The sequence below is a fragment of the Nocardioides sp. genome (genome assembly GCF_035481145.1).
In the GTDB taxonomy this organism is placed as follows: Bacteria; Actinomycetota; Actinomycetes; order Propionibacteriales; family Nocardioidaceae; genus Nocardioides.
Genome location: NZ_DATIHB010000172.1, coordinates 1 through 21,039, shown reverse-complemented (window position 1 = coordinate 21,039; position 21,039 = coordinate 1). Strand labels below are relative to the sequence as shown.

The 21,039-nt window shown below is 69.1% G+C and carries 14 protein-coding genes, 1 tRNA gene and 1 other RNA gene; 5 read left to right on the top strand and 11 right to left on the bottom strand.

Annotated features, from left to right (window positions below; translation table 11 throughout):
• Positions 1 to 4,869: DNRLRE domain-containing protein (locus VLF38_RS14395; RefSeq protein WP_325271929.1), on the bottom strand; the 4,869-nt coding region annotated here is incomplete at its 3' end.
• Between the two features lie 503 nt (positions 4,870 to 5,372).
• Here VLF38_RS14395 and VLF38_RS14390 point away from each other — a divergent pair.
• Genes VLF38_RS14390 through VLF38_RS14380 form a run of 3 tightly spaced genes read left to right on the top strand, consistent with a single transcriptional unit; the run spans position 5,373 to position 8,660 of the window.
• Positions 5,373 to 7,247, top strand: a complete 1,875-nt coding sequence (locus VLF38_RS14390) for a replication initiator (protein WP_325271931.1) — start codon at positions 5,373 to 5,375, stop codon at positions 7,245 to 7,247.
• The gene (locus VLF38_RS14385; protein ID WP_325271928.1) at positions 7,222 to 7,482 is read left to right on the top strand and encodes a helix-turn-helix domain-containing protein; all 261 of its coding nucleotides are present in this window, start codon (positions 7,222 to 7,224) and stop codon (positions 7,480 to 7,482) included. Before VLF38_RS14390 ends, VLF38_RS14385 begins: the two co-directional genes overlap by 26 nt.
• Positions 7,483 to 7,520: 38 nt before the next feature.
• Entirely contained in the window at positions 7,521 to 8,660 is a 1,140-nt protein-coding gene (locus tag VLF38_RS14380) for a tyrosine-type recombinase/integrase (protein WP_325271927.1), read from the top strand.
• Between the two features lie 3 nt (positions 8,661 to 8,663).
• Here the strand turns inward: VLF38_RS14380 and rnpB are convergent.
• Both rnpB and VLF38_RS14370 read right to left on the bottom strand, forming a co-directional pair.
• Positions 8,664 to 9,066, bottom strand: an RNA gene (gene rnpB / locus VLF38_RS14375) — RNase P RNA component class A.
• A 37-nt stretch (positions 9,067 to 9,103) separates the two neighbouring features.
• Positions 9,104 to 10,546: an RNB domain-containing ribonuclease gene (locus VLF38_RS14370; protein WP_325271926.1), complete on the bottom strand. Its 1,443-nt coding sequence runs from the start codon at positions 10,544 to 10,546 to the stop codon at positions 9,104 to 9,106.
• 56 nt (positions 10,547 to 10,602) lie between these two features.
• Here VLF38_RS14370 and yaaA point away from each other — a divergent pair, with 56 nt between their 5' ends.
• Entirely contained in the window at positions 10,603 to 11,418 is an 816-nt protein-coding gene (gene yaaA / locus VLF38_RS14365; RefSeq protein ID WP_325271925.1) for a peroxide stress protein YaaA, read from the top strand.
• 3 nt (positions 11,419 to 11,421) lie between these two features.
• Here yaaA and VLF38_RS14360 read toward each other — a convergent pair whose 3' ends face one another.
• The 8 genes from VLF38_RS14360 to VLF38_RS14325 all read right to left on the bottom strand — a co-directional run bounded on the left by VLF38_RS14360 (position 11,422) and on the right by VLF38_RS14325 (position 18,512).
• The gene (locus tag VLF38_RS14360; RefSeq protein WP_325271924.1) at positions 11,422 to 12,174 is read right to left on the bottom strand and encodes a histidine phosphatase family protein; all 753 of its coding nucleotides are present in this window, start codon (positions 12,172 to 12,174) and stop codon (positions 11,422 to 11,424) included.
• Between the two features lie 5 nt (positions 12,175 to 12,179).
• The gene (locus VLF38_RS14355) at positions 12,180 to 12,920 is read right to left on the bottom strand and encodes a zinc ribbon domain-containing protein (RefSeq protein ID WP_325271923.1); all 741 of its coding nucleotides are present in this window, start codon (positions 12,918 to 12,920) and stop codon (positions 12,180 to 12,182) included.
• Positions 12,921 to 12,953: 33 nt separating this feature from the next.
• Positions 12,954 to 14,075, bottom strand: coding sequence for a Nif3-like dinuclear metal center hexameric protein (locus VLF38_RS14350; protein WP_325271922.1), 1,122 nt, complete (start codon positions 14,073 to 14,075; stop codon positions 12,954 to 12,956).
• A 32-nt stretch (positions 14,076 to 14,107) separates the two neighbouring features.
• Positions 14,108 to 15,646 carry an AMP-binding protein gene (locus tag VLF38_RS14345; protein ID WP_325271921.1) on the bottom strand — a complete coding sequence of 513 codons (1,539 nt, stop codon included), beginning with the start codon at positions 15,644 to 15,646 and terminating at the stop codon, positions 14,108 to 14,110.
• A gap of 76 nt (positions 15,647 to 15,722) precedes the next feature.
• Positions 15,723 to 15,794 (bottom strand) — tRNA-Val (locus VLF38_RS14340).
• Between the two features lie 222 nt (positions 15,795 to 16,016).
• Positions 16,017 to 16,499: a peroxiredoxin gene (locus VLF38_RS14335; protein ID WP_325271920.1), complete on the bottom strand. Its 483-nt coding sequence runs from the start codon at positions 16,497 to 16,499 to the stop codon at positions 16,017 to 16,019.
• Between the two features lie 2 nt (positions 16,500 to 16,501).
• Complete coding sequence (locus tag VLF38_RS14330) at positions 16,502 to 18,100, bottom strand: AMP-binding protein (RefSeq protein WP_325271919.1); 1,599 nt, start codon at positions 18,098 to 18,100, stop codon at positions 16,502 to 16,504.
• Between the two features lie 19 nt (positions 18,101 to 18,119).
• Positions 18,120 to 18,512, bottom strand: coding sequence for a DUF3052 domain-containing protein (locus VLF38_RS14325; protein ID WP_325271918.1), 393 nt, complete (start codon positions 18,510 to 18,512; stop codon positions 18,120 to 18,122).
• A gap of 263 nt (positions 18,513 to 18,775) precedes the next feature.
• Here VLF38_RS14325 and aceE point away from each other — a divergent pair.
• Positions 18,776 to 21,039, top strand: a 2,264-nt coding sequence (aceE, locus tag VLF38_RS14320; RefSeq protein WP_325271930.1) for a pyruvate dehydrogenase (acetyl-transferring), homodimeric type, incomplete at its 3' end; no start/stop codon positions are given.

Genomic DNA, 21,039 nt, shown 5'->3' with positions numbered 1-21,039 from the left:
GTCGTAGGCCGTGACGGTGGTGTAGCGGCCGTCGCCCTCGGTGAGCTCCTTGACCGCGCCGGTGCCGGTGTAGGTGTAGGAGGTCAGGACGAACGGGCGCGGGTCGTCGTTGGTGTTGGGGTCCTTGTAGTCGAGCACGGTTTCGGCGGCGAGCAGGTCGTCGTCGAAGTAGGTGTACTCGATCGTCGTGCCCATCGCGTCGGTGACCGAGGCGAGTCGTCCGCCCGGGTCGTAGGCACGGGACTCGAGCACGACGTCGGTCGCGGGGCTGTCGCCGCCGGTGAACTCGTCGATCCTGGTGGTGGCGAGCTGTCGCTTGCCGCCGGTGTAGGTGTACGTCCAGACGGTTCCGCCGGGGTCGGTGCGGGTCGCGGCCTGGCCGAACTGGTCATAGGTCACCCGGCTGATCGCGCCATCGGCTTCGGTGACAGAGGTCTCGCGGCCGTAGCCGTCGAAGCCGAAGTCGGTGGTCCGGGAGGCGGTGCCGAGCGCGTCGGAGACGACGACCTTGTCCAGCTCGCCGTCAGGACGCCAGGTGTTGGTCGTCTTCTGCTGCGTGCGGGTGCCGGTGACGGCGTTGGTGACGGCCGGCTCGACTTCCTCGAGGACCCGGGAGACACCGTCGTAGGCGTAGGTGGTGCGCGCACCTGACGGGACCGTGCTGGAGATGGTGGTTTCGGCGGTGTTGCGGCCGATGCCGTCGTACTCGTAGGTGGTGACCAGGCCCGCGGGGTCGGTTTCCCTGGCGAGGTCGCCGTTGCTGCGATACGCGTAGCTGGTCACCCTGTCGCCGGGCTCGGTGACCGTCTTCAGCAGCCACGCAGGCGCGGTGCCGCCACCGATGGCCGCTTCGCTGCCCTCGGTGTAGACGTTCTTCGTGACTCGCTTCGCGCCACCGGCGGCGCCGGGTGCGGCGACGGTGTCGAGCTCGCCGTTGGCGTAGTAGGTGTACGTCGTCGCGTAGGTGTCGTCGCTCTGGTTGGCGGAACGCTCGTCGCGCGCGGCGGTGACCTGGTCGTTGCGCGGGTCGAGCGGGTCAGCCGGGTTGAGGTAGTAGTCGCGGTAGCTGGTGTAGCAGTCGCTGCCCGCTGTGCGGCACTGGGTTCGGGAGATCTCGTTGCCGCGCTCGTCGTGGCGCAGCTCGGTGACGTGACCGTTCGGGTCGGTGATCTGGAACGGGAAACCGCCGGAGTCGTACTCATACGTGGTCGCGGTTGCGTCCCCAGCTGCCTTCAGCGACATCATCTGGCCGCCGCGCATCGGGTCGTAGACATACGTGGCGACTGCGTCTGCGGGGTCGGTGACGGTGATCGTGGTGCGCCAGTCCGGCTCGACGGAGGTGCCGGCGTTGGCGGTGACCGGAGAACCCAGGCGCCACGTGCCGCCGTTGGCGTCGCGGTTCGAGGAGACGCGCTCAGCGGCCGCGTCGTAGGCCAGCGACGTCGTGGTCTCGGTGTGGCCGGGCTCGGTGACGGTGGTCAGCTTCGGGGCGCCGTTGCGCGCGGCGAAGTGCTCGGCGATCAGGTCGTCGCCGAGTGGGCGCTGGTAAAACGCGACCTCGGCGATGTCGCCGTTGAAGAAGCTCGCGCCGGTGGCCGGTGCAGACACGGCACCGGTGGTCCACGCTGCGCCGATCTGCTCATTCGTCATTGCCTGCCAGTTGATCTGGCCTGCCACGGTCGCGACCTTGCTTCCATCGAGATACAGCGACTGGGTGGCGCCGGCGCCCGAGAGCGCGACGTGGTGCCAGGTGCCGTCGTTGACGACGCCGGTCGAGGTCATCGGGGCGGTCGTACCGTTCGGGAGCAGGCCACGAAGCTTGCCGTCGGCGCCCACGTAGAGCGTCGCCGAGGACTGGGTGCCGGCCGTGCCGCCGAGGGCCCAGTTCTGGGCGCCGAAAAGGGCGCCGGATGCCGTGGTGTTGAACCACATCTCCAAGGTCAGGTGTGCGCCTTGGACCAGGCCGGCGGGGAGGGTGACCTTGCTGGAGGTGCCGTTGAACCTGGACGCGGCCAGATTGCTGCCCGCGACCAGGTCGGTGCGTCCGGCGCTGGTGTTCGTGCGGGTGGCGTCGGTGGTCCGCCAGATGCCGGGGATGGCGCTGGCCGAGGTGCCGCTCGTGCCGGCGTCGTTCATGCGCCAATAAGCGGTGGGGTTGGCATCGAGGAGCACGGTGCGCTGCTGCGGGACAACGGTGTAGTCGTAGGCGACGCAGGCGCCTTCGGGATCGCACGCCTCGGTCAGGGTGTCGCCGGAGTATGTGTAGGTGTAGGCAAGAGCCGGAGTCGGGCCAGTCGTGACCTTCGTGACGTGACCGCTGGTCCAGTCGAAGTCCAGGTAACGACCAGTCACGTCGTCCGTGGCCCGGGTGACATGGCCCGCCGCGTCGCGGGTCAGGGACTGCACATGGCCGCTGGCGTCGGTGATCGACAGCAGCCCGCCAGTCGCGTCGAAGCGGTAGCGCACGTCGCCGACGTCGCGCAGTGTCCACCCGCCACCCGATGTGGCGACCAAGGTGCCCTGCTGGCCGGGCGGCGTGGCGTAGGTGCCGTCGCTGTTGAGTCCATATCGAGCCTGCTGGCCGTCAGCGAAGGTGACCAGGACATTGCCGGAGCCGTCGTCCTCCGGGGTGAGGGCGATGTCCCAGGCGGTCGACCAGCCGGCGCCGTACGCCCGGTCTGCGCGCGAATCGAGGCTGTTGTAGGTGCGCTCGACCGCGAGGTCGGGGCCGACGACGGTGACCATGGCGTCCACAGCGCTGGTGCTGAAGTTGCCGATGCCCGGGTCGAGGCCGTCATCGGTGCCACCCAGGTGGCTGGTGATAGTGGGTTGGCCCACCTTGGCCGAGATCCCGATGCCCGGGCTCCAGCTGCTCACGTTGGTGCCGTCCGTGGCGCGGACGAACCACAGATAGCCCTTGCCCCACTCCATCTTGCCGGCCGGTACGGTCCAGGCCGACGGGCCGTAGGCCGATTCCGCCACCAAGGTGACGCCGTCCGGCTTGGTGAGCTTGAACTGGTACGTCAGCGGCTTCGGGTAGTTGTCGGAGTCCTCACCCGTAGCAACCAGCGTCGGGGTGCGGGTGTCCGCCTGGAACCCGGCGTTGGGCGACCACGAGGTGATCGACGGCTTCCCCGCGACAATGCTGATCGTGACCGGGCTCGACATCGGAGAACCTTGTGACGAATAGCGCGTCACGCCGGTCTTCACCATGTCGAACTTCAGTTGGTAGTTGCCCGGAGGCAGCTTCTGGATCCCGCCCGTCAACGTCACCGACCCATTGATCGCGACGTTTGACGGAAGGGCAGTGTTCAGCAGGTACGACGACGCAGTGAGTTCGACGTCCGGGTTCGGTGTGGTGTCCCAGATCCGGTAGCTCAGCACGTGCGACGACGGGGTCCACGTTTCCGCCGACCGGTTCGTGACGGTGATCTTCGCCGACCCGGTCTTGGTGGCCGTCGGCATCACCACGTTCGTCGGGGTCGAGTAGTCCGCCCAGTAGGCGGTGTGCGTGATCTGCAGATACGGCGCATTGGTCGAGTTCGCGCTCGCGAACTTCTTCCACGCATAGGTGTCGGTCCCGTCCGCGCCGACCCGAAGGCCATTGTTCGTCGATCCGTGCGTCCAGGAATTGACCGTGCTGGTGACGTCGAAGTTGACCCACTTGTCCGCGCACGAGGACGAGTAGCCGGCGGCGAAGCTCTTGCGGGCGATCTCAGAGCCCCAGGAGGGTCCCGGCCACGTCTTGTTGCCCGAGACCGTCCACGACTCGGTGAGCGGACGAATGACGACGTCACGTGCAGAACACGAGTAGGAGTGGGTCGCGCGCAGGTTCAGCGTCGCCGCGGTGACCTTATGATTCGTCAGGCCCGACATGCTGAACCGCAGGAGCGCCGCGGCCTTGTGGGCACCGCCGTCGTAGGTGCCGACCTTCAACTCGGACTCGCCGGAGTAGTCATTGGTGTACGGCCCCATGACGTACGTGTCGCCGTTGGTCTCGACTGTGGTGACAGTCGGGTCGACGAAGACGGGGTACTTGCGCTCCGGCTTCGCCAGCCATGCCTCGTCGACCGAGACCCGAAGCGTCTGACCGCTGTCGATGAGGGTGTAGGTCACGCCCTCGGAGCGCGGCGAGTCCCCTGTGCCGGGGTCGATGTTGGAGTCGGTCATGAAGCCCGGCGGAATCCGGCCGACCTGGACACCGTCAGCGTCCAGAAGCTGAACCTCACGTCCGACGAGCTCGGCGCGGGTGCCGTTCAGGTCGAGCGGAAAGTCCCACACCGTCGGCGCCTCGGGCGACTTCAGGATGATCGTTTCCTTGAGGCCGAGCGGATTCGCCTCCAGCTCCAGATCTGCACCAGGACGGACCTCGTCATAGCGGACCCGATTGCCCGCGGCGGCGCCCTGCGAGGCCGCAGCACCACGCAACGAGAACCCCACAGACGTACCGGGAACCAGCTCGACCGACGCCAGGGAGCCGGCATCCGCTCGGGCGGCGAAGGACTTGCCGCGGTCATCAGCCTTGACCTTCCAACGACCATTGGCTGACTCCAGGTCGGATTCGATCCGACGCCACTCGCCATCGGCGTCCCGGAACATCTGTCGGTCGGTGTAATACCGCGTGGTCTCGGACCCATCGGGGTTAACGAAGACCTGACGGTCCTTCGCGCCCTTCGCCGGGAGTTCCTTGCTGGTAGCCGCGTCGAAGCCCGCGGGCGCAGCGGTGTCAGCAACCGCGGTCTTCCCCGCCTCCGCCGTCGGGTCCGTCGGGTCCGGCTGCTCGACGAGACGGTCGTCGCGCTTCAGCCCACCCGTGGCCGGGCCGGCATCGTGCCGGGCAGCACGACGATCGGCTTCGGTGTCTTCCACGGAAGCCTTGTGCGAGAGGCCCGAAGCCGTGCCCTCAACCTGAGTTGGCAGGACATCGGCGGCCGTTGCCGACGGCAGAGTCAACGCCTCTGCAGCTCCGACGCTGAGCGCCACCACCAGGGCCATCGAAACCCAACGACCACCACGCGAAGCAGCGCGCACAGCAAACTCTCTTCTGTTACCCGGAAACAGTCGAGCGTGACTCTAGGGCAGCGAAGTTGGCATCCGCAGACGAATGTCAAGAATGGACCGACTTTCAGTCTCCGCTCCGACGGACCCTGGATTCGAAACGCGCCTCCTCCGTTCCGAGCCCGGAGCGTCATTCTGCGGAAGCAGTCAACGCCTGCTCTCGCTGTCCAACCTCGTCGAGGGACGTTCGTGCCGTCCCCTAGACGTCCTGAAGTGTCCGTCGGGGTGGTGCCTTTATCCCCCGCACCTGAGGTCGTATCGACGTGATGAAGTCTTACAGCTATCAGGAGGAGTGATGACAGGTATGCGACGTGATGACTCCGGTCCGGGGAACCGACGTGACGTGGGCCTACCCGGAGCATCGTTCGATGCCGGCGCGAACTTCGCTTCAGCAGGTTCGGTTCAAGGAGTCACCAAAGGTTTCGCCGGAACATCCGCCTCTGAAGGACCGCGCGATCGATGATGGCGATAGAGCTCCAGACCGTGAACGCTTTGTTCGCCATCAGCACTTGCGGATCTCTCGCCGTCGCGTTCGTCCTGTCAGGGACTGCGCGGATCGATCGGCTCGGGGGCGCGTTGTGAGTCCGGCGTCGCTGCCTACTGCACCTCCGCTGGACACCACGATGGTCCAGTCCGCAGCTGACACCGTTGGTGTCTGCCGCCGCCCACTGCTTCGGCGGGTCACCGACCGGGCGACAGGTGAGGTCACATCCGTCCCCATCCCGTGTGGATCGACCCGCGCAAAGGTGTGCCCGGCGTGCGCGGACAAGGCCAGGCGACTGCGCATGCAGCAATGCCGGGAGGGCTGGCATCTCGTCGATGACCCGCTCCCGCCCGAGGCAGTCGACCTCGACGAAGGCGACGACCTCGATGAGGATCCTGGCGAAGGCGAGGCCGCCAGCGACCGGCGTACACGCTCTACCCGCCGACTCGATGGCTTCCCTGACCTGCCGAAGGTTCAGCCGGAGCACACCAGCGTCGGCCGCACGTTCACCGATCCCAGGACCGGCGCGATTTTCCGGCCCTCGATGTTCGTCACCCTCACCTTGCCCAGCTACGGGCGGATCAACGCCGCTACCGGCGCACCTGTCGACCCGTCGTCCTACGACTATCGGCGGGCTGCGCTGGACGCGATGCTCTTCTCCCGCACCGTTGACCGGTGGTGGCAGAACCTGCGCCGCTGCGCCGGTTACAAGGTGCAGTACTTCGCAGCCGTCGAACCACAGCGTCGGCTGGCACCACACCTGCACGCGGCTCTGCGGGGCGCGATCCCCCGCGATGTCCTGCGCCAGGTCACCGCCGCGACCTACTGCGCGGTCTGGTGGCCGTCTATCGAGGTCGTGAAGTACGACGAGCTGCGGGGCGACCGGCTCCCGAAGTGGGACCCGGTCACGCTGTGCTACTTCGACCCCGAGACCGGCGAGCTGCTGCCCTCCTGGGACGAAGCCCTCGACCAGGTCGACATCGATGGCGAACCAATGCACGTCGTCCGGTTTGGGCGCCAGCTCGACATCAAGGGGATCGTCGGCGGCACCGAGCAGACAAGTCGCGCGGTCTCCTACCTCTGCAAGTACCTGACCAAGGCGGTGGCGGAGACCTACGCGGACGCATCCGACTCCGACGGCGCGTACGAGGCACACATCGACCTGATCCATCAGCAGACCCGATGGCTCCCCTGCTCTGAGACCTGCGCCAACTGGCTCCGCTATGGCGTCACGCCCAGGGACCCCGAACCCGACCTCGTCCCTGGTCAGTGCCCGTCCAAGGCGCACGACCGCGACTGCGTCGGGCTCGGCGGACGCCGCGTCCTGGTGTCACGGCACTGGACCGGCAAGACCCTCGACGACCATCGCGCCGACCGCTCCGCCGTCGTACGCGCCGTCCTCGAGGAAGCCGGTATCGAAGCACCCGAAGCCCGGCGCCTCGCAACCGACGTCCTCGCATCTGACGGACTCCCCCGCTTCGTCTGGGAGGACGTGCCTGTCGAACAACGCAGCTACGCCGCAACCATCGCCCGATCCATCGCACAGCGACGGGCATGGAAGGAGGAGTACGAGCGCGCCAAGGTACTCACACGCGCCGGCCCGCTGGAACCGACCTGTGGAGAACGAATTCAGCAATCCCACGAAGTTCCTAGGCTCACTACCGACTCGGGAGGTCGAGATGATGGCGAAGCGCTTGGCAGGTGAAGGATCAAGCACGTCGGCGCCCCACACACATCTGCCACACGTAAACGGCGACGACATGCTCACGATCTCGGAGGCATGCGAGCTCCTCCGCGTGCCCGAGGGAACGCTCCGGTACTGGCGCCACCAGGGAAGCGGGCCGCACAGTTTCAAGATCGGGAGGCACGTCCGCTACTGGCGTGCGGACCTTCTGGTCTGGCTAGAGGAACAAACGAACCATTCGCAGGTGAGTCCGTGACGCCCACTCCTTCCTCACACCAGGTCTGATCGACCGCCGTGGCGAGCATCCAGAAGCGACCAAACGGAAAGTTCCGTGCCCGCTATCGGGACCGGGATGGTCGCGAGCACTCACGGCACTTCATACGCAAGCTCGATGCGCAGCGGTGGCTCGATGAGGTCACCACCGACCTGCTGACCGGGCGCTATGTCGATCCCCGCCATGCGAGGACGCAGCTCAAGGAGTTCGCCGAGTCCTGGCGCGCTGACAAGCTGCACTCCAGGGGTACTGAGGAGTCGTTTGAGTCCGTCCTCCGACTCCACATCTACCCGACCCTGGGAGATGTCCCGCTGGACCAGATCCGGACGTCGGACATCAAGCGCCTGGTCAAGGCCTGGGACCGGATTGCGGCCGCGTCGACAGTGAACCACCGCTACACCGTGCTGGCGACCGTTCTCCGGGCCGCTGTGCGGGACCGCAAGTTGGCGGAGTCGCCCTGCGACGACATCCGCTCCAAGGACCTCCCGCGCCTCCGGGCCGCGGAGTTGTTGGTGCCGATCGACACGCACACGGTCAGCGAGATCCGCAACGCGATGGCCGACCAGTACAAGGCGCTCGTGACTGTAGGTGCTGGGACGGGTATGCGCCGAGGCGAGCTCCTCGGACTGACCTGGGACCGCGTGGACTTCACTGGTCGCACGATCCTGGTCGACAGGCAGATCGACCGCCGGGCAACCGCGGACGAGCCTAGGTGGGCGCAGACCAAGACGGAGGCGTCGGAGCGCGTCATCCCGGTGGCAGACGGCGTCCTCGAAACGATCACGGCCCACGTCGAAGACCACGGCGTCCACAAGACCGGCCTGATCTTCACAACGACGATCGGAAGCGCACTGCGACCGGGGACTCTTCACCGCGCGTGGTCGATCGCCGTCGGCGAGGTGGGCAAGGACGTGACTCCGCACGACCTCCGTCACTACTTCGCATCTGAGCACCTTCGTGCAGGGACCTCGATCAAGGCGCTGCAGAAGTACCTCGGACACAAGTCCGCGACCGAGACACTGGACACCTACGGGCACCTGATGGGCGATGAATCCGACCATGCCCGCCACGTCATTCAGACAGCGCTGTTTCCCGATCCTGCGGACTCTTTGCGGACTGAGCCAAGTCCAGAGACGCGTTTCCGCAGGTCAGAGGGGTAGAAGCGGAAGGGCTGGCTCATAGGCCGGGTTCTGTTCCCCGGCCGGCCTCACGACCGACCGGCTGGCGACCATCCATCTAGGCCTGCCGTTGCCGACAGGCTCGAGCGCTCTACCCGTGTGCTCCGGCGGGCCGCCTTCTGACCGGCGAGCCGGTCCCACACACTGTTTGAACTTGCTCCGGGTGGGGTTTACCTAGCTACGCCGGTCACCCGGCGTACTGGTGGTCTCTTGCACCACCGTTTCACCCTTACCTGCCCCTGACCGGAGTCAGCAGCAGGCGGTCTGTTCTCTGTGGCACTGTCCCGCGGGTCACCCCGGGTCGCCGCTAGCGACCACCCTGCCCTGTGGAGCCCGGACCTTCCTCGGCCGCTCCCGAGGGAGCGAACGCGGTCGCCCGGCCAGCCCTTCCGCAGCAGCGAGTCTAGGGCACGGCGGCGCCCTACTCAGGCTGTGAAGGTGACCCGCCGCTTCGCAGGGTCGGCCTCGACCAGCTTGACCGTGATCTCCTCGCCCAGCGGCAGGGTGCCGGTGCCGGTCGCGTCGGCCTCGATCGCGTGCGACTCGACGGTGACCCTCCCCTTCGTGGGCTCCTTCGGCGAGACGTCCACGACGACCGCGGTGAAGCTCTCGCCGACGTGCGGCGCGAGCACGCCGGCCTCGACCAGGTCGACGACGCCGCGCTCGTACGCGCTCGCGCGGCGTCCGGAGTCACGCATTGCCTCCGGCACCACGGCGAGCTTCTCGAGCACCCAGTCCGGCACGGGCTCGCCGGCGCAGAGTGCGACGCAGCACTCGAGCGCGTAGCGGTCGACGAGCCGACGCAGAGGAGCAGTCACGTGGGCGTACTCCGCCGCAATAGCGCTGTGCCGCGCCTGCTTCGGCGGCGTGCCGTTGAAGCCGACGTAGCCCGCGCCGCGGAGCAGCCGCGTGCAGGCGTTGGCCATGGCAGCGTGCGACGGCTTCGTGGGGTCGAGCGTGCGGATGAACGCCGGGTAGGCCAGCCCCGCGGGCCAGTCGACCTTCAGCGCCTGCGCCGTACGCCGGAGCCGCGCGACGTCGCGGGGGTCCGGGTCGGGCAGCGTGCGGAGGAGGCCGACGCCGCCGTCGAGCATGATCCTCGCCGCCGCCATGCCGGTGAGGAGCGAGATCTGGGCGTTCCACTGCTCGACCGGGGCCTGCGCCCGGAACTCCAGGCGCCACGTGTCGCCGTCGATGTCGATCTCCTGCTCGGGGATCGGCAGCGTCACGCCACCACGCTCCGCCTCGAGCGCGAGGCGGAGCTCGCCCACCTCCTGGAGCAGACCGAAGACCGGATCGGCGCTGCCCGTGTCGATGTCGCCCTGCACCCCGTCATAGGTGAGCTGTGCCCGTGACTTCACCAGAGCGCGCTCGACCTTGCCGGCCGTCTGGTTGCCCCGCGCGTCGAGCTCGATCGTCCACAGCAGCGCCGGCCGGACGGCGTCGGGCAGCAACGAGCCGGCGGCCTCCGAGATCGCCTTCGGGTGGAGCGGCACCTTGTCGTCGGCGCCGTAGAGGGTCTCGCCGCGCTGGTTGGCCTCGACGTCGACGGGGTCCCCGGGCGTGATGAAGGCGGCCAGGTCGGCGATCGCGTAGTGGACGACAAAACCGGCGTCGGACCGCTCGATGTGCAGTGCCTGATCGAGGTCCATCGCGCCCTCGGGGTCGATGGTGACCAGCGGCACGTCGGTGCGGTCCAGCTCCGGGAGGCGCGGGCTGGCGGCCGCCGCCTCCGCGGCAGCGTCGATCTCGGCCGGGAACGCGGGAGTCACCCCCAGCTCCGCCTGGAGGGCGGCAATGCCCTCGCGGAGCGTGGCAGCCGCCACGCCATCGGCAACGGAATGGACCCGGACCACGCGCTTCGCCATGTCCAGCACCTTAACCAGTAGGGGTTTCCATGCCTGCGCGCCCTTAGCCTTGGGGCGTGTTGATCCTGCTTCCCCCGAGCGAGGGCAAGGCCGCGCCCCGGCGTGGAAAGCCGCTCGACCTCGCCTCGCTCGGCTCCCCCGCGCTGACGCCTGCTCGCGAACGCGTCCTCGAGGCCCTCATCGAGCTCTGCGACGTCCAGCGCGACCCGTCGGTCCCCACGCAGAACGCCGTGCTCCTCTCGCACGCCGCTGCCACCCTCGGCCTCGGTCCGTCGCAGAGCGACCTCGTGCACCAGAACGCCGGGCTGCGCACCGCGGCGACCGCTCGCGCCGACCGGATCTACACCGGCGTCCTCTACGACGCGCTCGACTTCGCCACGCTCTCGCCCGCCGCCAAGCGCCGCGCCACCGCCCGCGTCGGCATCGCGTCCTCGCTCTTCGGCATGGTCCGGCCCAGCGACGCCATCCCGGCGTACCGCCTCTCCGGCGACGTCGCCCTGCCCGGCCTCGGCGCCGTCGCCGGAGTCTGGCGCGACGCGCTCGATCCCGTCATGCGCGAGACTCTCGGCAACGGCCTGCTCGTCGACCTCCGGTCCGGCATGTACGCCGCGTTCTGGCGCCCGCCTGCCGACCTCGCGCCGCAGGTGGCCACGGTCCGGGTCCTGCACGAGCACAACGGCACCCGCAAGGTGGTCAGCCACTTCAACAAGGCCACGAAGGGGCGCATCGTCCGCGCCGTCCTCGAGCACGGCGGTACCCCGCGCACGCCCGACGGCTTCGCCGACCTGCTGGTCGAGCTCGGCTGGGACGTCGAGGTGCACGAGCCGACGAAGAAGGGCACCCAGCTCGACGTGGTGGTCTCGGAGCTCTGAGGCTCAGAGCGGGAAGGCGCCACCCCAGTGCGCGCCGGGTGTCACGTTGAAGAGCCGCATCGAGGCCATGGGCTGGTCACCCTCGGCGCCGCCGAGGAACCACGACAGCATCGTCACCGACGCCGGCTGCAGCTCCATCCGGTAGAGCGAGTCGAGCGGTGCTCCCAGCGCATGGGCGACCAGGGTCTTGATCGGCGTGACGTGCGAGACCAGTGCGATCGTGCGCCCGGCGTGCGCCGTGATCACGCGCGCGAGCCCGTCGAGCACCCGCGCCTCGACCTGGCGGAACGACTCTCCCCCGCCCGGCGGATGGTCCATGTCGCCCATCCAGGCGTGCAGGTCCTCGGGGTGCTGCTCGGAGACCTCCATGAAGGTCAGGCCGTCCCAGCGGCCGAACTCCATCTCGGCGAAGCCGTCGTCCACGAGGACCTCGTCCTTGCCCAGGACCTCCGCGACGATCTCGGCGGACTCCAGCGTCCGGCGTACGGGCGAGGAGAGGACGACGTCGATCTGGTCGGCCACGGTCGCCAGCCACTCGGCGGTCTCGCGGACGTGGCGGCGCCCGAGGTCGTTGAGCGGCGGGTTCGCCGAGGCGAGGCCGCCCGAGAAGCGCTTGTCGGTGGTGTGGTCGGTCTCGCCGTGGCGCACGAGGATGATCCGCGTGGGCGCCATGCCGGGCTGGCCCCAGCCTCGTGCGGGCGCAGTCGACGTGGAGCCGTCGAGCCCCGCCGCGTTGCCCTGGGTCGCCCCGGTCATCAGCGTCAGATGCCCGACTCGGACGTGCGGACCAGGATCCGGTCGCATTCGGGGCAGCGCAGCACCTCGTCGGCCGGAGCCTTCGCGAGAACGGCGAGGTCGCCGGCGTTGAGGGTGAGCTGGCAGCCGCCACAGGTGCGGGCGCGGAGCGCGGCTGCGCCGATGCCGCGCGACTCGTGGAGGCGGTCGTAGAGGGCGAGCAGCGGTGCGTCGACGCCGCCGACGGCCTCGGCACGACGGCGACGGGCGCCCTCGAGCTCGCGCTCGATCGAGACCGACTTCTCGGCACGCCGGGCCTCGAGCTCCTCGCGTCGCGAGACCGAGTCCGCGACCTCGGCGGCGGCCTTGTCGTGCTCCATCTGCGCCGCCTCGAGCATCTCCATCACCTCGAGCTCCTCGTCCTCGAGGACGCCGATGCGACGCTCGAGGGACTCCAGCTCGTGGGTCATCGCCTGGATCTGCTTGGGGTCGGTGATCAGCCCCTGCTCGAGCCGTGACCGGTCGCGCTCACGGCGGACCTTCACCTGCTCGACGTCGGCGTCCGCCTTCTTCTGCTCCTTGGTGAGGTCGTCGACCCGGATCTTCGCGTCGCGCATCCGGTTGGTGCGCTCGCTCTCCTCGGCGGTCAGCGCGGCGAGCTCGGCGATCTCCGGCAGCGACTTCAGCTGGTGGGTCAGCTGGGCGATGCGGGCGTCGAGCTCCGCGACGTCGAGAAGCTGTGCCTGGATGGCGGGATCGGCCTTCACCTTGGGTGACTCCTGGGTTGAGTTGTCGAGAGATCAGAGGCGCGTGGTCCACGGATCCGTGCGGATCTCGCTCACGCGGGTCTCCACCGTATCGCCCAGCGCTTCCTGCAGCTTGCCACTGACCACCGGGAGCCACATCGACTCCGCCGCCCAGTGGGAGACGTCGACGAGCGCAGGCCCTCCGGCCTCCACGAACTCCGAGGCACGGTGGTGGCGGAGGTCCGAGGTGACGAAGACGTCGAGGTCGGAGCCAGCGAGCCGGTCCAGCAGGAAGTCGCCGGCACCGCCGCACACGGCGACCCGCTTCACCTCCCGCTCGGGGTCCCCCGCGACCCGGATGCCACCCACCGTCTCGGGAAGCACCGCAGCCACGTGCTCTGCGAACGCGGCGAGCGACATCGGCGCGACGGTGCCCCGCCGGCCGGTCCCGGTCGAGGCGAGACCGGGGTCGACCATCTCGACCAGGTTGTACGCCGGCTCCTCGTAGGGGTGGGCGGCGATCATCGCCCGCACCACCGCCGTGCGCCGCGCGCGCGGCAGGACGACCTCGATCCGCTCCTCGGGCACGACCTCGAGCGTGCCGACGGTGCCGATCGCCGGGTCGGCGCCCTCCAGCGGGCGGAACCGCCCCTCGCCCGCGCTCTGCCACGAGCAGTGGTCGTAGTGGCCGAGCTGACCCGCCCCGGCCTCCGCCATCGCCGCCCGCACCGGCGGAGCGGCGTCGGCGGGCACATAGACGATCAACCTGTCGAAGTCGCCTCCGGACCCCGGGACGATCGGCGCGAGGTCCTCGAGGCCGAGTGCCTTCGCCATCGCTTCGGAGACGCCGTCCTCGGCCTGGTCGGCGTTGGTGTGAGCGGTCAGCAGTGCGCATCCGGCCTTCACGAGGGTCGCCGCCGTGCGCCCCTTCGGGGTCGTCGCGGCGAACCCGTTGACCGGTGTGAGGAAGAGCGGGTGGTGGACGACGAGCAGGTCGGCGCCCCAGTCGGCCGCCTCCTGCGCGACCTCGAGGGTCGGGTCGACCGCGAAGAGGACCTTCCGCACGGGCTGCTCCGGGTCGCCGAGCACGAGGCCGACGGCATCCCAGGAGTCGGCCGTCGACGGCGGGTACCAGGTGTGCAGCAGGGAGACGACGTCACCGAGGGTCTGGCTCATGCGCCCAGCCTAGGGGCGCCCGGGCAGGCCACTCAGTTCACACCGCGCTCGCGCCCCTCCCAGTACGGCGCACGGAGCTTGAACTTCTGCAGCTTGCCCGTCGCCGTGCGCGCGAGGACATCGCGGACCTCGACCGACGTCGGCGACTTGTAGCCGGCGAGCTTCGCCTTGCACCAGGCGATCAGCTCGGCCTCATCGGCCGAGGCTCCCGGCGCGAGGACGACGAGCGCCTTGATCGTCTCGCCCCACTTCTCACTCGGTACGCCGATCACGGCGACCTCGGCGACCGCCGGGTGGGAGAAGAGGCAGTCCTCGACCTCGATCGAGGAGACGTTCTCGCCACCGGTGATGATCACGTCCTTCTTGCGGTCGCTGATCGTCAGGTAGCCCTCGTCGTCGAGCGTGCCGCCGTCGCCGGTGTGGAACCAGCCGTCGACCAGGGCGTCGGCGGAGGCCTCGGGCTGCTCCCAGTAGCCCTCGAGCACGTGGTTGCCTCGCGCCAGCACCTCACCTTGCCCGTCGACCCTGACCTTGATCCCCAGCGCCGGCGCCCCCGCGCGGACCAGCTTGGCCGCGCGCTCCTCCTCGGTCAGGTCGTCCCACTCCTGGCGCGTGCGGTTGACGGTGAGCAGCGGCGAGGTCTCGGTGAGCCCGTAGATCTGGATGAACTCCCAGCCCAGCTCGCGCTCCATGCGGGCGATCGTCTTGGTCGGCGGCGGCGCTCCTGCGACGACCACCCGCACCCGGTCGCGGCCCGGCACCTCGCCCTCCCAGGTGGGCAGCGCGTCGAGTACCGCGTTGATGACGGCAGGCGCCGCGCACATCAGGCTGACGCCGTGGTCGCGCACCCGTCGCAGGATCTCGGTGCCGTCGACCTTGCGCAGGACGACCTGCTTGATGCCGAGGCCGGTGGTGACGAAGGGCATCGTCCAGCCGTTGGCGTGGAACATCGGCAGCGTGTGGAGGTAGACGTCGCGGTCGGTCAGGCCCATGTGCAGGCCGGAGACGACCGTGTTGGTCCAGATGTTGCGGTGAGTGATCTGCACGCCCTTGGGCCGCGCGGTCGTGCCCGAGGTGTAGTTGATCGTGGCGGTCGCGGACTCGTCGGGCTCCCACTCCTTCGGCTCGGCGCCGGCGGGTGCGTAGAGCTCCTCGTCGCGACCGAGCACGAACCGGTGCTCCACCTCGATGTCGGCCAGCGCCTCGTCGAGCTCCGGGTCGACGAAGAGCACCCGTGCACCGGAGTGCTCGACGATGTAGGCGACCTCGTCGCGCGACAGCCGGAAGTTGACCGGCACCAGCACGCGGCCCCAGCCCGAGACGCCGAAGAACGACGTCAGCAGGCGGCCGCTGTTCTGCGAGACGACGGCGACCCGGTCACCGGGAGCGATGCCAAGGGCATCGAGGCGCGCGGCCTGGCGGCGGGCCAGGTCGGCCACCTCTCGCCAGGTGAGCTCTCCTCCGCCGAGCGGGGACGCCGGCTGGTCGGGCTCGTCGACGACGCCGACGCGGTCGGCGTACACGGTCTCGGCTCGGTCGAGGAAGTCACGGACGCTGAATGCCACGTTCATGGAGCGACTCTGGCACGAGCCACGACAGGCTGGCGAGAGGCGCGTCGGCCAGCGGCACGTACGCCGCGACGAACGGTGGGCGCGGAGGGGATCGAACCCCCGACCACATGGGTGTAAACCAAGTGCTCTACCGCTGAGCTACACGCCCTGGCGCCCGCAACGGGGCCTCCGGCACCCTACGCGAGTCGCGCACCGCGGGCGGAATCGGCCGGGAGAGAAAAAGCTGCGACCGCCGGGGTCTCGGGTCCCCAGCGGTCGCAGCAGTTGAATCGTGGCGCACCTCGCGGGACTTGTCTGCCAAATCCGGAAAAAACGTGATCAGGTCGTGATCTGGTCCAGACCAGTCCGCGCGATCACATGAAATCTCGGGTCAGACCAGGGCGCGGAGCTGGGCCAGGTGCTCGTCCAGGTCGCGCGCGTCATGACGCTCGTTGTGCATCGTCCAGCGGATGACGCCGTCGGTGTCGATGAGGAAGGAGGAGCGCTCCGGCGACCCCTTGACCTCGTTGAACACGCCGTACGACGAGGTCACCGCGCCGTGCGGCCAGTAGTCCGAGAGCAGCGGGAAGTTGAGGCCGTCCTGGTCGGCGAAGGCCCGCAGGCTGTACGTCGGGTCGCACGAGATGGCCAGCAGCTCACTGTCGAAGGTGAGGAACTCGTCGAGGCGCTCACGCACTCCCCCGAGCTCGCCGGTGCACACCCCGGAGAAGGCGAACGGGTAGAAGAAGAGCAGCACCGACTTGCGCCCCCGGTACGCCGAGAGGCTGACGTCCTGCCCGAACTGGTCGCGCAGCGTGAAGTCCGGTGCCAGGTCGCCGATGCCCGGGCGACCCGTGATGGCCGATGAGGTCACGGTCAGGACTCCGGAGTCCAGGTCACGAGCTCCCGCTTGAGGATCTTGCCGGTCGCGTTGCGCGGAAGCTCGGGCACGAAGACGATCTCGCGGGGCACCTTGAAGCGCGCGAGGTTCTCCTTGACCCAGTCCTTGAGGTCGTCCTCGGAGACGGCCATGCCGTCCTCGACGACGACGAAGCCCCGCAGGCGCTTGCCGAACGCCGGGTCGTCGACGCCGACACAGGCCGCCTCGACGACCGCGTCGTGGCGCACGAGGCAGTCCTCGACCTCCTGGGGGAAGAGGTTCTCTCCGCCGGAGACGATCATGTCGTCGTCGCGGCCCTCGACGAAGAGCCGGCCCTCGCTGTCGAAGCGGCCGACGTCGCCCGAGGACATCAGGCCGTCGATGACCGCCTTGCCGCCGCCTCCGGTGTAGCCCTCGAAGAGGATCGAGTTGCCCACGAAGATCCGGCCGGAGTCGCGCGGGCCGACGGGCTTGTCGTTGCTGTCGTAGAGGCGCACCACCGCTCCGAGCGGCGGCTTGCCGGCGGTGCCCGGCGCGGCGCGCATGTCCTCGGGCGTCGCGATCGAGGCGTAGGCGACCTCGGTGGAGCCGTAGACGTTGTAGAGGTTGTCGCCGAAGGCGTCCATCCACTCGGTGGCCAGGTCACCGGGGAGCGCCGAGCCGGAGGAGGCGACGACCTTCAGGCGCGAGAGGTCGTACTTCTTCTGGACGTCCTCGGGCAGGTGGAGCACGCGCTGGAGGAAGACCGGGATGACGACCGCGCCGTCGCAGCGCTGCTCGTCGAGGATCCGCAGGAACTGCTCGGGGTCGAAGCGGCGCGACAGCACCAGCGTGGTCTCGAGCAGCATCGCCAGCAGGAAGTGGGCCAGCCCCCAGGTGTGGAAGAGGGGCGCTGCGATGTGGACCCGCTGGCCACGCTTCAACGGGATGCGCGACATGAGCGCCGCGCCGGCGTCGAGGCCGGCCTCGGAGCGCGGCGCACCCTTCGGCGTGCCAGTGGTGCCGGAGGTCAGGATGATGATGCGGCCCTGGCGCTTCGGCGGCTTGACCGGTCGGATCGGGCCGGCAGCGATCAGGCTCTCGACATCGGGAACGCCGGCGGTCTCGCCGTCGACCCACGCGAGGACGCGGATGACCCCCTCGACCGCAGCGAGCAGGCCGGTGAACTCCTGGTCGTAGACGACGACCGTCGGCTTCTCGCGGTCGATGACCTCACTCAGTTGCGGCCCGGCGAACGCGGTGTTGAGGTAGAGCACGTCGGCGCCGAGCTTCGCGGTCGCGATCGAGGCGTCGACGAAGCCGCGGTGGTTGCGGCACATGATCGCGACGCTGTCGCCCTCCCCGACCCCGAGGCCAGCAAGCGCATGGGCGAGCGCGTTGGAGCGCTCGTCCATCTGCTTGTAGGTGAGCTCGCCCAGCTCGTCGACCAGGCCCACCGTGCGGGGCGCCCGGTCGGCGAGGGCGGTGAAGCCACCCGCCGGGCCGATGCCGAAGCGGACGACCGTGCAGAGCGCCTTGGCACCCGCGACGGGACCGACCGGACGGATCAGGCCGCCGCCGGCGAGGACCCGGAGGACCTGGGGGATGTTCTGCACGTCAGGTGCTCCTGTTTGCTCAGCGGGAGGCGGACTTCGGCGCGACGAGGCGCGTCGCCGACCAGTCCTTGCTCACCGACGCCGACGTCGTCTGCGACAGGCCCGCGATGGGTGCAGCCTCGGCGATGTCGGCCGGGTCCACGGACCCGGGACGGCCGACCTTGGGCGTCAGCAACCAGATGGCACCGCCGCCGGCGAGGTCGGTCAGCGCGTCGACGAGCGCGTCGACGAGGTCACCGTCCTCGTCGCGCCACCAGAGGAGGACCACGTCGACGACGTCGCCCTGGTCGCCGTCGACCATGTCGGCGTCGATCGCGTCCTCGATGGCTGTGCGCAGGGTGTCGTCGGTGTCCTCATCCCACCCGAGCTCCTGGACGGCCATGCCGGGCTTGAGCCCGAGCGGGCCTGCCACTGTGGATGTCTGGACGGACTCATCGCCCGTGGTGGAACTCAACTGACGCCTCCTGGCCTCTCGTGTGGTCCGGCTCGATGCCGGAGATGGGCACCAGTCCAGCGGACAACGGCCTCACCCCGCAAGCCTCACCCCACTGGTACCACTGAATGAACCCTCCCACAGCACCCGCGACGGCCCTCGCGCTCCATCCACCCGGGTGTCACGATGCAGGTGTGAGCAACGACACGCCCCAGGTCTCCCCCCGCGTGATCCACGAGGGGATGCCGACCCAGCTGCCCGACATCGATCCCGGCGAGACCCAGGAGTGGATCGAGAGCTTCGACGCCCTCGTCACGGCACGTGGGCCGGAGCGCGCCCGCTACGTCATGCTCCGGCTGCTCGAGCGCGCTCGCGAGCGCCAGCTCGGCGTGCCCGCATTGCGCAGCACCGACTACATCAACACCATCCCGCCCGAGCGCGAGCCGTGGTTCCCCGGCGACGAGGAGGTCGAGCGCACGATCCGGTCGATCATCCGGTGGAACGCCGCGGTGATGGTCAGCGACGCCAACCGCCCGGGCATGGGGGTCGGCGGCCACATCGCGACGTACCAGTCGAGCGCGAGCCTCTACGAGGTCGGCTTCAACCACTTCTTCCGCGGCAAGGACCACCCGGGTGGTGGCGACCAGCTCTACATCCAGGGCCATGCCTCCCCCGGCATCTACGCCCGGGCGTTCCTCGAGGGACGGCTGACCCACCAGCAGCTCTACCGGTTCCGCCAGGAGGTGCAGCACGGCAAGGGCGAGGGTCTGCCGTCCTACCCCCACCCGCGGCTGATGCCCGACTTCTGGGAGTTCCCGACGGTCTCCATGGGCCTGACCGGCATCAACTCGATCTACCAGGCGCGGTTCAACCGCTACCTCGCCAACCGCGGCATCAAGGACACCTCCGAGCAACGGGTGTGGGCCTTCCTCGGCGACGGCGAGATGGCCGAGCCCGAGTCGATGGGTGCGATCCGCCAGGCCGCCCGGGAGGAGCTCGACAACCTGGTCTGGGTGGTCAACTGCAATCTCCAGCAGCTCGACGGCCCGGTCACCGGCAACGGCAAGATCATCCAGGAGCTCGAGGCGAACTTCCGCGGCGCGGGCTGGAACGTCATCAAGGTGATCTGGGGCCGCGAGTGGGACGACCTCCTCGCCCGCGACGTCGACGGCGTCCTGGTCAACCAGATGAACACCATGCCCGACGGCGCCTTCCAGACCTTCTCGGTCGAGAACGGCGCCTACAACCGCGAGCACTTCTTCGGCCCCGATCCGCGCCTGCGCAAGATGGTGGAGCACCTCACCGACGAGCAGATCGAGAAGCTCCCGCGCGGCGGTCACGACTACCGCAAGGTCTATGCCGCGTTCGAGGCCGCGACCAACGCCGTCGGCCAGCCGACCGTGATCCTGGCCCACACCATCAAGGGCTGGACGATCGACGCCCTCGAGGGCCGCAACGCCACCCACCAGATGAAGAAGCTGACCCTCGCCGACCTCAAGAAGTTCCGCGACCGGCTCCACCTGCCGATGACCGACAAGGAGCTCGACGGCTTCTACGACGCCACGGGGACGGCGCCGTTCTACCGGCCCGCCGACGACTCCCCGGAGATCGACTACCTCCTCGAACGCCGCCGCGCGCTCGGCGGCGCACTCCCCCGACGGGTCGACCGCTCCCGTCCTCTCACGCTTCCGGGCGACGCGACGTACGCCGAGCTGAAGAAGGGCGGCGGCAAGAACCAGGTCGCCACCACGATGGCGGTGGTGCGCCTGCTCCGCGACTGGATGAAGGACCCGGTCATCGGCCAGCGGATCGTGCCGATCGCACCGGATGAGTACCGCACGTTCGGCATGGACTCGATGTTCCCGAGCGCCAAGGTCTACGACCCCGCCGGGCAGACCTACACCTCGGTCGACCGCGACATGCTGCTCGCCTACAAGACGTCGCCGCAGGGCCAGATGCTCCACGAGGGCATCTCGGAGGCGGGCGCAATGGCGTCGGCGATCGCGGCGGGCTCGTCGTACTCCACGCACGGCGAGCACATGATCCCCTTCTACATCTTCTACTCGATGTTCGGCTTCCAGCGCACCGGCGACTCGATCTGGGCGATGGCCGACCAGCTCGCCCGTGGCTTCCTCATCGGCGCCACCGCCGGGCGCACCACCCTCACCGGGGAGGGCCTCCAGCACGCCGACGGGCACTCCCCGCTGCTCGCCACGACGAACCCCGCCGTCGTCCACTACGACCCGGCGTTCGGCTACGAGGTCGCCCACCTCATGCGGTCGGGGCTCGAGCGGATGTACGGCCCGGAGCCGGAGGACGTCATCTTCTACCTGACCGTCTACAACGAGCCGACCGCCCAGCCGGCCGAGCCTGCGGATGTCGACGTCGACGGCATCCTGCGCGGCCTGCACCGCGTCGCGGCCGTCGAGACGAACGGCGGCGCCCATGCCACGTCAGCGGCTCCCCGCGTACGCCTGCTGGCCTCCGGGGTCGCCTTCCCCTGGGT